We start from the raw sequence: 15,254 nt of genomic DNA, 5'->3' as shown, positions 1-15,254 counted from the left end.
GGCTACGACGGTAAAAAACGTTCAGGTATCAGCGCCGGCGTCCTGTAACACGTTGCCTTCGGTGTCGATTACGCCCTCGACGACACGTGTCGAAGAGATGGGTTCACCGTCGTCCGCCATGACATGCGGGACGACGACGACCTCAAGCGGTTCGTAGCCGCGTTCGCGCCGGAGCTGGTTGATCCTCTCGCCGCCCTCTTGGGTCTCCGGCGAAACCACAAGGGCGTCGAACTCAGGGTCTTCGCTCGCGACGCCGTACGGGTCGTCGAGGCGTTCGACGGTAAAGTCGCGTCCGTCCTCGTCGAGAGAGCCGAGTTCTTCGAGAAGGGCGTTACGACGCTCCTCAAAAGGACGTATCTCACGCGGCTTTGGACGTGTCTTGGGCGCGAGTTCGTCGCTCGTAAGACCGACGACAACACCGTCGTCGCCGAGTTCGAGAGCCTTACGCAGAAGCGCGCGGTGTCCGTCGTGTATCGGGTCGAAGGTACCCCCGATAGCGACCTTCATCTCGTCTCGGAGTCCTCGTCGTCCTCCGAGTCTATGACTATCTTGTACGGCGACCAGTCCGCCTTGAGTTCGCGCCTACGCGACTCGCCGAGGTAGTCGTCAAGGTTGAAAAGACGGTTGAGTCTGTCCTCGACGCGTTCGGAGAACCTACGCGCGAGTTCGCTCGGCTGTACGGCTTGGTAGACGTACGGGTTGTTTCCCGCGCCCTGCGTCTGCTTCTTACGGCGCTCGACGATACCTTCCTGATACATGTCGGAGAGGCACTCGCGCACCGTACTCGGGTACAGACCCGTGTCCTCCGCGATCTCCTCGCTCGTCGCCTCTCCACGTTTCCGGAGGTAGAGGTACACCTTGGCGCGCGTCTCCGTATCGAGGAACGATGAGAGAAGATCGACGAGGCTCGAATCGACAGAGTCGACGCTCTTCTGTAACGTGTCCTCGACCGTCTCCCTCGCATCCTCCGCCGTATCCTCGACGCGGTCACGGCTTCCCTTACGTAGCTTGTCGACGGCACGCGTCGCCTGATCCGTCGCTTCCCCGACTGTTTCTTCCTTCTTGTCGACGGCGTCCTCATTCTTGACTATACGTACACGCCGGTTGTTCTCGTCCTCGTCGTCCGGCTCCCCACCGTCTCCCCTTTCGTCTTCGGTCATCTGCTTAGACTAACCGGGTTAGGCTTATATTTCTTTTTATGGCTCTACGAGTCTATACGTACAGCTTCCTTCACCGCTTCCGCTCCGCCCGACCGGTACGCTTCGCGTTGGCGCTCAGCTCCCGAAACACCGCCGAGAGCGCGTATCTCGTCCTTGTACGGCGTCTCAACCGCGTCGAGAACCTCTGCAAAACGTTCGTCAAGTGCCATCGTACCGCCGTCGAGGCTCATAAACGACGCGTCTTGACCGTACCGTAGGGCGCGCCACTTGTTCTCGTTGAGGAGTTCACGGCGCGGATCCGTGCGGTCGTCGCGGCGTGCGAGTTCGAGGACGAGTGCGCGGCAGAGGGAGACGAACGCGAACGACCGTCCGAGCGATGTCTGCGCGTCGGGGGAACGTATCTCGACAGTACCGTACTCGGTATGCGGACGTACGTCCCACCAGATTTCGCCGCGGTCGGCGACGCTTCCGTCCTCGACCATGCGGCGTTCGAAACGGCGGAACGTCTCCCAGTCGCCGAACCGCGACGGTACCCCGGTGTTAGGTAGGTTCTCGAATACGAGGGCGCGCGCGCTCGCCAAGCCCGTATCGCGTCCGTACCAGAACGGCGAGTTGGCGCTCAGAGCGAGTAGGAGGGGCAGGTAACGCCGCGCCTCGTCTGCGACGCGCACCGCCTCGTCTGCGTCGTCGAGTCCTATATGGACGTGCAGACCCGCGGTTATGTTTCGGTGCTGCGGATAGCCGATACGCGCGAGCTGTTGCTCGTATCTCTCGCCCTCGGCGTGTTGGTGCTCGTCCCACAGCGCCGTCGGGTGCAGACCCGCTACGAGAACCTCGTAGCCGTGGTCGCGGGCGTGTTCGACGAGCGCCGCGCGTTTGCGTCGTATCTCCTCGCGCGCGCCTTCGAGCGTCTCCGTCTTCTCCGTCGTCGTCTCGAATACAAACTTGAAAAGCTCGGTGCCTACGTGACCTTCGAGTTCGTTGGGCACGTCCTCAAAAAGAACGTCCACCGCCGGGACGGGTTCAAGCGCCTCCGCGTCTACGACGAAGTACTCCTCCTCTACGCCTACTGTACCGCGCTCGTCAAACGCTTCTCGTCCCGGCAATCTCGTACCTCGTCTCTACGCCGCGGCTTCCTCGCGTACCCAGTCGTAGCCCTCGTCCTCAAGCCTCTCGGCGAGTTCGGGTCCGCCCTTCTCTGCTATCTCGCCGTCGAGCATGACCACGACACGGTCGGGTTCGACGTAGTCGAGTATACGCTGGTAGTGGGTGATGAGGAGCGTCCCCATGTCGTCGTCGGTGAGTTCGTTTATCCCGCGCGCGACGACCTTGAGAGCGTCTATATCGAGTCCGGAGTCGACCTCGTCGATGAGCGCGATTTCGGGCTGGAGGACAGCCATCTGGAGAACCTCCATACGTTTCTTTTCGCCGCCTGAGAACCCTTCGTTGACGTACCGATTGGCGAAGTCGGCTTCGATGTCGAGAAGCTCCATCTTCTCCTCAAGCACCTCCTGAAACTCGACGGGGTCGATCTCGTCGTCCTCGTCAAGTCCTGCGTTTATCGCCGTACGTAGGAAGTTGGAGACTGTCACGCCCGTAATCTCCTTGGGGTACTGGAAGGCGAGGAAGAAGCCGAGTTCCGCGCGCTCGTCGGGTTCGAGTTCGAAGACGTTCTCGCCGTTGTAGTACGCCTCGCCCTCGGTGACCTCGTACGCAGGGTGTCCCATCAGTACCTTCGCGAGCGTCGACTTCCCGCTACCGTTCGGACCCATGAGGGCGACTATCTCGCCCCTTGATATCTCAAGATCAACGCCGTTGAGTATCTTCTCGTCCTCTACCTCCACGTGTAGATTCTCTATTTCGACTGTGTTTTCTGACATCTGTGTGTATTATCTCCTGTAAGGTTAAGTCCCCTTTCCTTTCTCGTACTCGACGATACCGCCTTCAAGAACCTTCAGACCCAGAACGGCGCACTTGACGCGTACAGGTGAGAGCTCGATACCTAGCATCTCCCTTATATCGTCGGTTTCGAGATCGCGCACCTCTTCGACGGTCATACCTTTCACCTTCTCCGTCAGGAGCGACGCGCTCGCTTGACTGATCGCGCATCCCTGACCGTCGAACTTGACATCGACTATCTCGTCCTCGTCGTCGACGACGGCGTACATCTGTATCTCGTCTCCGCACGACGGGTTAACGTCCTCGTAGGTTACGTCGGGATCCTTGATAGTGCCGTAGTTCTGAGGGTCGCGGTAGTGGTCGAGTATACGCTGTCGATACATGTCGCGGCTCATATGGCGACACCTCCTACCCCGTCCGGGACACGACTCTCTGTCATTCTCATACCTACCATCACGCGAAGACCTCCTTGACGGTTTCGATGCCTTCCACGAGCGCGTCGACCTCCTCGTACGTGTTGTAGAGGTAGAACGAGGCGCGTGTCGTCGCAGGGACGCCCATCTCGCGCATCAGCGGCTGTGCGCAGTGGTGTCCCGAGCGCGTCGCTATCCCTTGGTCGCTCAGAAGCTGTGACGAGTCGTGCGGGTGTGCGTCAGAGACGTTGAAAGAGATGACACCGGCGCGCTCTTTGTCGTAGTCGGCGTGCGGTCCGTAGACGGTGACCTCGTCGTCGTCTTCGAGTAGTTCGAGTGCGTACCGTGTCACGGCACTCTCGTGCTCATGGACGTTCTCCACACCGAGTTCTTCGAGGTAGTCGACAGCCGCCGAAAGACCGACAGCACCTGCGATGTTGGGCGTACCGCCCTCAAACTTCCAAGGCAGGTCAGCCCAGGTCGCGTCGTCGTACTCGACGATCTTTATCATCTCACCGCCGTACCTGTACGGCTCGGTTTCGTGTAGGGCGTCCGTCTTGCCGTACAGAACGCCCGTGCCCGTCGGTCCGCACATCTTGTGACCGCTCGTGACGAGAAAGTCAGCGTCCATCTCGTTCACATTAACCGAGGCGTGAGGAACGCTCTGCGCGCCGTCGACGAGTACACGCGCCCCGTGTTCGTGTGCGCGGTCGATGATCTCGTCGACGGGCGCGAAGGTGCCGAAGACGTTTGACATGTGGATGACGCTGACCGCTGTCGTATCCTCGTCTATCTTCTCCTCAACCTCGCCGTCCTTGACGAGTCCTTCCTCCACCTCAAGGAAACGTAGCTCGGCGTCGTTGCGTTTAGCGACCTGTTGCCAAGGCACGAGAGACGAGTGGTGCTCCATCTGTGTCAGGACGATGTTGTCACCCTCCTCAACGTGGTGCATACCCCAGCCGAAGGCTACGGTGTTGACGCCTTCGGTCGTGTTCGAGGTGAAGATGATGTTCTCCCGACCGTCGGCTCCTATGAACTCGGCGACCTTGTCGTGCGCGCCCTCGTACGCCTCGCTCGCCTCCTGACTTAACTTATGCAGACCCCGGTGTACGTTGGCGTTGTACCCCTCGTAGAACTCGCTTACCGCATCTATGACCGCCTGAGGCTTCTGTGAAGTTGCGGCGTTGTCGAGGTATACGAGCTTCTCCCCGTCGACGGTTCTTCCGAGGACAGGGAAGTCGTCGCGTACAGCCTCGACGTTGTAGGGAGAAGCCTTCTCTATGCTCATCTTGTTTCCATCTTCTCGTGTATCAGCTCTCTGAACTCTTCTTCGAGTTCGGGGAAAGGTAGCTCGCCGAACACAGGTTCGAAGTAGCCCTCTATGATGAGGCTACGCGCCTCCTCTTCGTCGACGCCCCTGCTACCCATGTAGAACATCTCCTCGTCATCTATACGTCCCATCGTTGCGGCGTGGGAACATTTGACGTTGTGGTTATCGATCTCAAGCCGCGGCGAGGCGTCCGCCTCCGCCTTCTCGCTAACCAGAAGGACGTTCTCCGTCTGGTAGGCGTCGACCTCGTACGCGGGCTTTGTCACGTTGATGGTGCCCTCGTACGCGCTCACGGCGCGGTCGTCGAGCACACCGCGCGTGAACATGTCACACGTCGTATTGGGCGCATCGTGGCGCGTCCACGTTTCGAGGTCGAAGTGCTGGCTTCCCGTTCCGAAGAACAGACCGTAGTTACGTGTGTCGGAGCCTTCGCCCTCGATAACCGTCGAGACTGTCGACTTCGTAAGCGCCGTGCCGAAACAGCCGTCTATCCAGTTTACGGAGGCGTCGCGCCCCGTCGACCCGCGTTTCGACGTGAACTGGTACGAGTCGTCGCTGAGGTTCTGGAGCGCGCCGTAGTTGATCTCCGCACCGTCTCCCGCGACGACCTCGACGACGTTCGAGAAGTAAGTCTCGTCTCCGCCCTCGACGCTCTCGGCGACGGTGACGGTTGCGTTTTCCTCTGCTACGACAAGGGTTGTCGAGAACCGCGCCTCCTCTTCGACCTCTGTCGTCGTCCGTATCGGTTCGTCTACCTCGACGCCTTCGGGTACGTATACGAACAGACCGCTACGCCAAGCCGCCGCGTGTACGGCGAGTAGGCTGTTCTCGTCCCAACGTACGACGGAGTCGAGGCTCTCACGGACGAGTTCCTCGTGGTCACGTACCGCGTCTTCAAGATCCGCGACGATCACGCCGTCGGGTACGTCAGCCTCTATCCCCGTACGCGTCTTACGTTGATCCGTACGGCGTCCTCGTGAACGTACGTCGAGTTCTTCAAGGTCTGTCCAGCGTTTTCCCGGTGTCTGTATCACGTTGGGCGCAGGCAGGTCTTCGTACGACCCCCACGCCTTCAGACGCCTCTGACGTAGCCAGTCCGGCTCGTCGCGTTCGTCCGAAAGATCCTGTATGAAGTCAGCGTCTATCTCTTGTACACTCATTGGTTATGATAAGTTCCCGAAAGTTATATGCGTGCCGCTATCCGAGGGAGCCTTCCATCTCAAGCTCGACGAGACGGTTGAGTTCAACGGCGTACTCAAGAGGTAGCTCCTCCGTCAGCGGCTCTATGAACCCGCTAACGACCATCTGCATCGCTTCGTCCTCCTCTATACCACGCGACTGGAGGTAGAAGATGTCCTCGTCACCTATGGAACCGACCGTCGCCTCGTGCGCCATGTCGACGTCGCTCTCCTTTATCTCCTCGTACGGCATCGTGTCGCTTATCGAGTCCTCATCGAGCATCAGCGCGTCGCAGTCGACCGACGACTTGACGCCTTTCGCTCCCGGCGAGACACGCACCAGACCGCGGTAGTTTGTACGTCCGCCGTCCATCGAGATCGACTTCGACTCTATGGTGGAGGACGTGTTGGGTGCGAGGTGCGAGACCTTCGCGCCCGTGTCTATGTTCTGACCCTCGCCCGCGAAGCCGATTGTGATATGACGGTCGGACGCACCCTCACCCTCAAGATGGGTGGAGGGGTAGAGCATCGTCGTCTTGGAACCCATGCTCCCCGAAATCCAGTCCATCGTACCGCCGCTCTTGACCTTTGCTCGCTTCGTGTTGAGATTGAACGTGTTCTTCGACCAGTTCTGGACGGTCGAGTACTGGACGCTCGCGTCCTCGCCGACGAAGACCTCGACGCATCCCGCGTGGACGTTGTGGCGCGAGTACATCGGCGCGGAACACCCCTCGATGTAATGTACGTCAGCGCCGTCCTCGGCGATGATAAGCGTATGCTCGAACTGCCCCATGCCCTCGGAGTTCATACGGAAGTACGCCTGTATGGGCATCTCTACCGTGACGCCTTCGGGGATGTATACGAACGAACCCCCGGAGTGTATCGCGCCGTGTAGAGCCGCGAACTTGTTGTCCGACGGCGGCACGCAGTTCGTCATGAAGTGCTCCTTGACGAGTTCCTCGTGCTCCTCGATCGCGGTGTCGATGTCGGAGAAGACGACACCTTTCTCCTCCCACTGATCCTTCATGTTCTGGTAGACGACCTCCGACTCGTACTGCGCCCCGACACCGCCGAGCGCCTCCTGCTCAGCCTCGGGTATGCCGAGCTTGTCGAAGGTGTCCTTTATGTCGTCGGGAACGTCATCCCAGTCGTCCTCGCCCGTCGTCTCGTCCGCCTTGAGATAAGGGACGATGGAGCCTATATCGAGTTCGTGGAGGCTCGGTCCCCAGTCGGGCATCGGCTTGTCTTTGAAATGACGGAACGACTTAAGCCGTCGTTCGAGCATCCAGTCCGGTTCGTCCTTCTCTTCTGAGATTTCACGTATGACTTCCTCGGAGAGTCCTTCGGGACTCTTGTGGACGGAACGCTCCGGGTTGCGGTGGTCGAAACGTTCCTTCTGTGCCTCTTTCCACTCCTTTGTTTCTGTACTCATAATTTCACCTGAGATGCATACGTAGAGACGGTTCGAGGCTCCTTAACTTTTGCCTTACCCCTTAGCGTTTACCGAACCAACAAGCTGTGCACCGGTACAGGATATATTGGTTTTCGTATCCGAAACTATGATTGGGCGAAGGACAACAGAGAACGGTCTAAGACGAAGTTAGAGGTTCGAAGCGCCCGCCCCACCGTCGACGGGAACCGCAACGCCGTTGATGTAGCTCGCGCGGTTCGATGAGAGGAAGGCGACCGTATCGCCGAGTTCGCGCGGGTCGCCGACGCATTCGAGGGGTATACCACTGCTCCAGTCCTCCATACCGTCGTCGTAGCTGTCGTACTCGCCGCGCTCGACGCCCTGTTCGACGAGTTCGCGTATGCGCGATGTCTCGTGGGGTCCGGGAAGGACGGCGTTTACGCGTACCTCAGGCGCGAACTCCTCCGACAGCGTCTTTTCGAGACCGACGACCGACATACGGACGGAGTTCGACAGTACGAGAGAGTCGAGTGCTTCCTTGACGCTACGTGACGTGATGTTGACGATCGTCCCTCCGCCGTCGCGTAGATGGGGTTCGGCTTCACGTACGGTACGTACGACGCTCATAACGAGTAGGTCGTACGCGTCGTACCAGTCCTCATCGTCGGTTTCGAGGAAGGCTCCGCTCGGCGGTCCTCCGGCGCTCGTTACGAGATGGTCAAGCCGTCCGAACTCGTCGACTGCGGCTTCGACGAGACGCGCGGGTTCGCCTTCCTCGGATATATCGGCGCTTACACCGACGACGCGCGCGCCCTCCGTCGCGGCGTCGCGGACATCTTCGACACCCTCCGCGAGACGTTCCTCGTCGCGTCCGTTTACGACGACGTTAACGCCGTTCCGTGCAAGCGCCTTCGCCGATGCCTTGCCGAGACCGCTCGAAGACGCGGTGACGAGACCGACGTTACCGTCTATTCCGAGTTCCATGTCCGACCGTCGTCGCACGGCGTCTAAACGTCTTCGGAGTCCGTATCCGCGTCGGTGTCGTAACGTGTCGCCTCTATGAGAGGATGACGGGCGTAGTCGACGACCTCGACATCTTCGAGCGTCCGGAGACCCGACTTCCGCGCAGTCTTTTCGAGACCGAGTTCTTCGACATCGTCGCCTACGACGATCACGTAGGCGTCCATCTCGTCTATACCGAGCCTGTTTGCGGCGATCGCGCGGTGGTGACCGTCGACGAGCACGAGTTCATCGCCGCGCTCGACGACGATGATAGGTTCGGCGAGTCCGTGTTTGAGTTCGTACGACCGTCCGTCGAGTTCGTCGGCGTATATCCTCTCCTGAGTCGGTACGAGTACGTCTATGGGAACCTCGCGGCGCTCCTCGCGCAGTTCGGTTTCGTGTATCGATTCGAGCGTCCGCATCAGCTTCCAGACCTTGCTCGGCGTCGCGCGCTCTATCTGTGACCGTATGACGTCGGAGTTGGATATTATACCGACGAGAACACCGTCGTCGTCGACGACGGGAAGCTTCTGTATCCCTGACCGTAGTATGACGCGCGCCGCGTCGTCGACCTTCATCTCAGGCTCCGCGACGACGAGGTTGGTCGCCATCATATCGTCGATACGTTCGAGTTCGTCACGTCCGAGGAGACGTCTGGCGGTAACAAACCCCTGTAGCTTACCGTTACCCCTGTCGGTGTCGTCGACGACGGGAAAGCCGGAGTGCCCCTCGTCGTTAAGCATCTCGTCTATGACATCACCGACGGTGTCGGGCGGTGACACGGTGACGACGTCCTCGGTCATGTACTCCTCAACCTTGGGCTTCGACGACGACTCCATCGTTTCGGAGAAGCGCCCCCGACACAATAACTTTACCTGAACCGACGCGTCCACGTGTCGCGTCCCCCGTAGACGGTCTCAGCCGAGTCTTGGGTCGTCAGCTTGAGGTGAGACCGACATGAGCAGTCCGAACAGCCGAAGTCAAGGACGGGTTCGCCGTCGATACTGCGCGCTATCTCGCACTCGGCGTTCTCGTCGGTCACGATGGCTGATACGAGCGCCGTGGCGTCGTCTCCGAGAAGGTAGTCGATATGCCAGTGACGCGCATCGTTCTCGCCCGACGCGACGCGTTTGTGTCTGTCGACACGTGACAGACCGCCCGTACCGAAGGCGCTTCCCGTGTAAGCGTATACCCCGTCGTCGAAACCGATGTCGCCGAGAGCACCGACGGTGACCGTCGTCGGTTCCTCGACACGTATCACGAGAGTGTACGTACCCTTGTCAGGAAAGCCCCCGTCGCTCACGCGAGGTTCACCGCCACGCGTACCTTCTCTCTGACCTCGCCGAACGGTTCACGGTGCCCCGGATACGCGCGTTCGGCTCTGAGCGACCCGAGACGTTCGAGTGACACGCGCAACGCTTCCGCGTCACCGTCGGGTGTGTCGGCGCGTCCCGGCGCGCCGTTGTCGAAGACGAGGTCGCCTGAGAAGAGTATGCGTTCGTCGGGCGACCAGTAGCAGACGCTACCGGGCGAGTGACCCGGTGTATGCAGAACATGGAACCCCGTCCCACCGAGAACGACCTCGTCGCCCTCGTTCACCTCATGGATGTCGCTCCCGGAGAGCGGTTCGGCGTCCGCCTCGCACGGATGGACGTAGACGGGAACGTCGTAGTCGCGTAGAGCGTCCGCGTGGTCGGCGTGCGCATGCGTCAGATACACCGCGTCGGTATACTCCGCCGGCGGAAGACGCGACGCGTCGTTGCCCGCGTCGACGAGAGAGTCACCGACACGGTAGACGTTGGACGCGAAGCCGTCGTCGCGGATCGTCTCGACGTTCATGACAGTAGTGCCGACGCGGCTTCTTCGGCGGTCGACAGGACGGGTTCGAATGCGAACAGAAGCCCGAACGTCACGACGGCGGCGACGAGTATCGCCGTGTAGATGCCGACGGGTCTGCCGTCGAGCGCGGGTGCTCCGTCCCCCGGTTCCTCGATCCACATCCATCTGAGGACGCGCGAGTAGTAGTAGAGCGACAGCGCGGAGTTGACGACACCGATGAGTGCGAGCCACCAGAAGCCGCTACGAACCGCACCGGCGAAGACGGCGAGTTTTGACAGGAAACCGCCGCCGGTCGGCAGACCCGCGAGCGAGAACATGAAGACAGCCATAGCGACGCCGATTAAGGGAACCTTTCTGGCTATACCCGCGTAGTCCTCAAACTCGTAGCCGACGCCCCAGTAGTCGTCGATCAGGGCGACGACGAGGAACGCACCCGTGTTCATGAACGCGTAGACGAACAGGTGTGACATCCCCGCACCGAGGGCGAGGGCGGCATCGTCACCACCCGACGAGAAGACGGCGAGAGCGATAAGTACGTAGCCCGCGTGTCCTATCGACGAGTAGGCGAGCATCCTCTTTACGCTCGACTGCACGGCGGCGGCGAAGTTGCCGTAAGTCATCGTCAGAACGGCGAGAACCTGCACGGCGAGGAGCCAGTTCAGGGAAGTCGGTAAGGCGACCGTGAAGACGCGGAAAAGGAGAACGAAACCCGCTATCTTCGACGCGCTCGAAAGGAACGCCGAGACGGGTGTGGGCGCTCCCGTGTACGCGTCGGGTGCCCAGACGTGGAACGGAAACGCCGCGATCTTGAAGCCGAGTCCGACGAGGACGAACAGTGCGCCCAGACCCGCCAAGCCGGTCGCGTCGCCGGCGGAGACAGACGCGGCTATACCCGCGAAGTCGAAGGTTCCCGTCGCTCCGTAGACGAGCGAGATACCGTACAGGAGGAAGGCGCTCGAAACCGCTCCGAGCATGAAGTACTTCATACCCCCTTCGACGCCAGCCCTGTCGTCCTTTGCGAAGGCGACGAGTGCGTACGACGGCAGAGCGGCGAGTTCGAGTGCTATAAACGCCGTCACGAGCGACCGCGCCGACGCCATGAGGAGCATACCCGTCGCCGCAAACAAGATGAGGGCGACGTACTCCGTCAGGCTTTCACTGCGTTCGGGGTAGACGCGCCCCATGTACTCTGTCGACGACAGGAGTACGAGCGCAGTCGTTATGAGAACCGCGAGACCGAAGAAGAGTGCGAACGGATCGACAGCGAGAGTACCCGCGAAAGCCGTCGTGTCGGTTCCGATGCTCATATGAAACACCGTCGCCACGAAGGCGACAGCGACGCCCGCGAAGGCGACGGCGAGCGAAACGCCACCGCGTTTCTCGCGCGAGAACGTGTCCAACAGAAGTACGAGGAACGCCGTCCCCGCGACGGATAGCTCAGGTGCGAAAGCGACGAGTTCGGCTGTCGTAACCATCACAGACCACCTCCCATGAGGTCAGCGACGGCGTCCGTCGATGTCTGAACAGCCTCGTAGACGATACCGGGCTGTATACCTAAAGCCACGATGACGGCGAGAAGGACGAGCATCGGTACGGCTTCCGATGGTGAGGCATCCGTCACGGATACGCCGCCGTCAGTAACCGCGGCTTCCTCTCCGACACGAAACTCGCCGAAAAGGACGCGTTGCATGGCGAACAGCAGGTATCCCGCGACGAGTACGATTCCGAACATACCGACGCCGACGACGACGGGCGCGTAAGGTATAGTCGTCGACGAAACGCCGCCGAGGAAGACGAACAGTTCGGCGGGGAAGCCCGACATACCGGGTAGACCCATGTACGCGAAGGCTGAGGCGACGAAGACACCCGCGACGAGGGGTGCGCGACCCGCGAGTCCCGAAAGCTTACCGACGTCACGTGTACCCGTCTCGTGGTAGACGACGCCGACGACGGTGAACATGAGCGCGCTGATAAGACCGTGCGACACCATCTGGAAGACAGCGCCGCCGACCGAGTACGTCGTGTACGCCGCGAGACCGATGACGACGTACCCCATGCTCGATATCGACGAGTACGCGACGATACGTTTGAGATCGGTCTGCGCCATGGCGAGAAGAGCGCCGTAGATCACGCTTACGACGCCGATGACCGCGAGAGGGAGCGCAAGCGACGCCGCGGTTTCGGGTAGCATCGTAAAGTTGAAACGGAAGAGGGCATACGTACCCATCTTTAGTAGGACGCCCGCGAGTATGACGGAGACGGGAGTCGGAGCCTCAACGTGTGCGTCGGGTAGCCATGTATGGAAAGGTACGACGGGTACCTTGACGGCGAAGCCGATGAACAGGGCGATGAAGGCTGTAAGGCGGAGCGTCTCGGCGCTCAGACCGTACGCCCCGGTGAGCGCCCCCTCGTGCAACGCCGTTGTGAGCGACATCATGCTCGTGTCCGCAACGTTCGCCGTCAGGTACAGCGCGATGACGCCTATGAACATCACGAGAGACGCGAGGTTGGTGTAGACGAAGAACTTCATGCCGGCGTACTTACGCCGCGGTCCTCCCCAGACGGCGATAAGGAAGTACATGGGTATGAGAACCGCCTCCCAGAAGACGTAGAATGCGAAGAAGTCGAGCGCCGTAAAGACGCCTATGAGAGCCGATTCGAGTAGGAGAACAAGGGCATAGAAGCCGGCTTGGCGGTCGTGTATCGCGTTCGATGCGGTCGTTATCGCCGCGGTCACGAGGAGGGTTGTCAGGAGGACGAGTGGCATCGAGACGCCGTCAAGACCGACGAGGTACTCAACCTCGTAACCGCCTATCTCGAACCACGGTACGCGTTCGACGAGCGCCGCTGCTTCGGGGTTGAGTAACGCGTTCCCTGAACCGTCGTACGGAACGAGCCAGACGTAAACTGCGAGGGCGAGTGAGGCGACCGAACCGCCGAGGGCGACGTAACGCGGATACGCGTCGTCGGCGCGCGACGAGACGAGCGCGGCGAGCGCCGCGACGACCGGTACAGCGATGAGGAGGGAGATCCACATCAGAACCACCCCCCTACGAGACCCACGAGGGCTACGAGACCGACCACGCCGAGAGCGATCACGGCGGCATAATGGGAAACAACACCCGTCTGTATACGTCTGACCGCTTCCCCGCTACCCAGCGAGACGCGCGACGTACCGTTGACAACGCCGTCGAGTATATCGATATCGAAGAGGCTGAGACGTTTCGACAGACCGTACGTCACGTCCTCGGCGAGCCAGACCTGAAACGCGTCTACGTAGTACTTCTTTTCGAGGACACGCGCCGTCGCGCCGTCGCGGTGTCTGAGCGGTTCGTCGGCACCCGCGTAAAGACGGAACGCCGCGACCGAACCCGCGACTGCAAGTGCGAGAGCCGTAACCGATAACGCCGTACTCGGCTCGAACTCACCGACGTATCCGACCGTCTCCGCGGCGTACTCTGCGAACGTCTCGCCGCCGAGGAAGGTCTTGAGAGCGTGGATACCGAGCGGTACGGCGTTTATGAAGCCGGCGAAGACGGCAAGCGCGCCGAGGGCGACGAGCGGCGTGTAGACGGCGAAGCCACCTTCCTCTGCCTCACGCGCCTCTTCGCTCCGTGGTTCGCCGTGGAACGTCAACGCGACCATACGGAACGTGTAGAACCCCGTGACGACGACCGCAACGAGACCCAGACCGAACGGTACCCACAGAAGGGGTTCGTTCACAGCGTTACGGAGTACAGCGAGCAACGCCTCGTCCTTCGACCAGAAGCCCGAGAAGGGCGCGATACCGGCGAGTGCGAGCGCCCCCGCGAGAAACGTCCAGTACGTGACGGGCATACGTCGGCGCAGACCGCCGAGTTCCCACATGTCCTGCTTGTGGTGTGTCGCTATTATGACGCTACCCGCGCCGAGGAAAAGTAGAGCCTTGAAGAAGGCGTGGTTGGTGAGATGGAAGACCGCCGCGGTGTAGCCGCCCGCGCCGAGAGCGAGCATCATGTAGCCGTACTGCGATATCGTCGAGTAGGCGAGCACCTGTTTGATGTCGTCCATAACGAGAGCCATCGTCGCGGCGAACAGCGCCGTGAATCCGCCGACGTACGCAACGACGAGTAACGCGGTGGGTGAGAGAGCGTAGAACTCGAAGAGGCGCGCGACGAGGTAGACGCCCGCGGCGACCATGGTAGCGGCGTGTATCAGCGCCGAGACGGGTGTCGGACCCTCCATCGCGTCGGGTAGCCACGTATGCAGGGGGAACTGTGCGCTCTTTCCGATCACGCCGCCGAGTACGAGAAGAGCGAGCGCCGTAACCGCCATCTCAGCGCCGACACCGAGGACGGAGACGTTACCCTCGATAGCGGAGGCGGCTGTATCGAACAACGAACCGTCACCGTGGTACGCGAAGGTGCCGAAAGCCGCGAAGACGCCCGCGACGCCCACGAGGAAGAAGTAGTCGCCGAAACGCGTTACGAGGAACGCCTTCTTGGCGGCGCTCGCGGCGCTCGGTGTCTCGTACCAGAAGCCGATGAGCAGGTAAGAGCATAGACCGACGAGTTCGAAGAATATGAACGACATCAGAAGGTTGGAGGAGAACACGAAGGCGAGCATGCTCCCCGTGAACAGTGCCATGGCACCGTAGTAACGCGGCAGTCCGTTTTCGCCCTCGTCGTTCATGTAGTACTTGGAGAAGACGTGTACGAGGAAGGCGACGAGTGAGACGATAACCGCCATGAGTGCGCTCAGCGGATCTACGAGAACGCCGAAATGGAGATCGGGCGCTCCCGTTGCTTCGACCCACGCCGTACGTACAGCGACGAACGACGCATCGGTTGCTTGTACACGCAGTAGGACGTAGACGGAAAGCGCGAAAGAGACGCCCGCGGAAGCCGTCGACAGAACGGTGCTCGTCGCACCGCCGAATCCGCGTTCCTTGGGTAGCAGACCGCCGAGCAGTATCACGGCGAACGCGACGAACGGTACGACGGGTATAAGCAACGCCGCTGTTGCGAGTGCTTGCTCCGCCAT

At 60.7% G+C, this 15,254-nt stretch carries 15 protein-coding genes; all 15 read right to left on the bottom strand.

Annotated features, from left to right (window positions below; translation table 11 throughout):
- Positions 1 to 21: 21 nt before the first annotated feature.
- Positions 22 to 507: a phosphopantetheine adenylyltransferase gene (locus EGH25_RS06390; protein ID WP_266086834.1), complete on the bottom strand. Its 486-nt coding sequence runs from the start codon at positions 505 to 507 to the stop codon at positions 22 to 24.
- Complete coding sequence (locus tag EGH25_RS06385; RefSeq protein ID WP_266086832.1) at positions 504 to 1,160, bottom strand: helix-turn-helix domain-containing protein; 657 nt, start codon at positions 1,158 to 1,160, stop codon at positions 504 to 506. The genes EGH25_RS06390 and EGH25_RS06385 overlap by 4 nt, the downstream gene beginning before the upstream one ends.
- Positions 1,161 to 1,204: 44 nt before the next feature.
- Complete coding sequence (locus EGH25_RS06380) at positions 1,205 to 2,266, bottom strand: glutamate--cysteine ligase (RefSeq protein ID WP_266086830.1); 1,062 nt, start codon at positions 2,264 to 2,266, stop codon at positions 1,205 to 1,207.
- 15 nt (positions 2,267 to 2,281) lie between these two features.
- A complete protein-coding gene (gene sufC, locus EGH25_RS06375) occupies positions 2,282 to 3,040 on the bottom strand; it encodes a Fe-S cluster assembly ATPase SufC (protein ID WP_266086828.1) in 759 nt (252 codons plus the stop codon).
- Between the two features lie 24 nt (positions 3,041 to 3,064).
- Entirely contained in the window at positions 3,065 to 3,454 is a 390-nt protein-coding gene (gene sufU / locus EGH25_RS06370) for a Fe-S cluster assembly sulfur transfer protein SufU (RefSeq protein ID WP_266086826.1), read from the bottom strand.
- Between the two features lie 58 nt (positions 3,455 to 3,512).
- Positions 3,513 to 4,760: an aminotransferase class V-fold PLP-dependent enzyme gene (locus tag EGH25_RS06365; protein ID WP_266086824.1), complete on the bottom strand. Its 1,248-nt coding sequence runs from the start codon at positions 4,758 to 4,760 to the stop codon at positions 3,513 to 3,515.
- Entirely contained in the window at positions 4,757 to 5,962 is a 1,206-nt protein-coding gene (gene sufD, locus EGH25_RS06360; protein WP_266086822.1) for a Fe-S cluster assembly protein SufD, read from the bottom strand. The genes EGH25_RS06365 and sufD overlap by 4 nt, the downstream gene beginning before the upstream one ends.
- Positions 5,963 to 5,999: 37 nt before the next feature.
- The gene (gene sufB, locus EGH25_RS06355) at positions 6,000 to 7,412 is read right to left on the bottom strand and encodes a Fe-S cluster assembly protein SufB (RefSeq protein ID WP_266086820.1); all 1,413 of its coding nucleotides are present in this window, start codon (positions 7,410 to 7,412) and stop codon (positions 6,000 to 6,002) included.
- 168 nt (positions 7,413 to 7,580) lie between these two features.
- Entirely contained in the window at positions 7,581 to 8,375 is a 795-nt protein-coding gene (locus tag EGH25_RS06350) for an SDR family oxidoreductase (RefSeq protein WP_266086818.1), read from the bottom strand.
- Positions 8,376 to 8,398: 23 nt separating this feature from the next.
- Complete coding sequence (locus tag EGH25_RS06345) at positions 8,399 to 9,232, bottom strand: CBS domain-containing protein (RefSeq protein WP_266086816.1); 834 nt, start codon at positions 9,230 to 9,232, stop codon at positions 8,399 to 8,401.
- 32 nt (positions 9,233 to 9,264) lie between these two features.
- Entirely contained in the window at positions 9,265 to 9,696 is a 432-nt protein-coding gene (locus EGH25_RS06340) for a GIY-YIG nuclease family protein (protein ID WP_266086814.1), read from the bottom strand.
- A complete protein-coding gene (locus EGH25_RS06335) occupies positions 9,693 to 10,232 on the bottom strand; it encodes an MBL fold metallo-hydrolase (protein WP_266086812.1) in 540 nt (179 codons plus the stop codon). Before EGH25_RS06335 ends, EGH25_RS06340 begins: the two co-directional genes overlap by 4 nt.
- The gene (locus EGH25_RS06330) at positions 10,229 to 11,707 is read right to left on the bottom strand and encodes an NADH-quinone oxidoreductase subunit N (protein ID WP_266086810.1); all 1,479 of its coding nucleotides are present in this window, start codon (positions 11,705 to 11,707) and stop codon (positions 10,229 to 10,231) included. Before EGH25_RS06330 ends, EGH25_RS06335 begins: the two co-directional genes overlap by 4 nt.
- Positions 11,707 to 13,269, bottom strand: coding sequence for a complex I subunit 4 family protein (locus EGH25_RS06325; protein WP_266086808.1), 1,563 nt, complete (start codon positions 13,267 to 13,269; stop codon positions 11,707 to 11,709). Before EGH25_RS06325 ends, EGH25_RS06330 begins: the two co-directional genes overlap by 1 nt.
- A complete protein-coding gene (nuoL, locus tag EGH25_RS06320) occupies positions 13,269 to 15,254 on the bottom strand; it encodes an NADH-quinone oxidoreductase subunit L (RefSeq protein WP_266086805.1) in 1,986 nt (661 codons plus the stop codon). Before nuoL ends, EGH25_RS06325 begins: the two co-directional genes overlap by 1 nt.

This window comes from Halorutilus salinus (genome assembly GCF_026242195.1).
In the GTDB taxonomy this organism is placed as follows: Archaea; Halobacteriota; Halobacteria; order Halobacteriales; family Halorutilaceae; genus Halorutilus; species Halorutilus salinus.
This window is presented reverse-complemented; position numbering and strand designations above follow the sequence as displayed.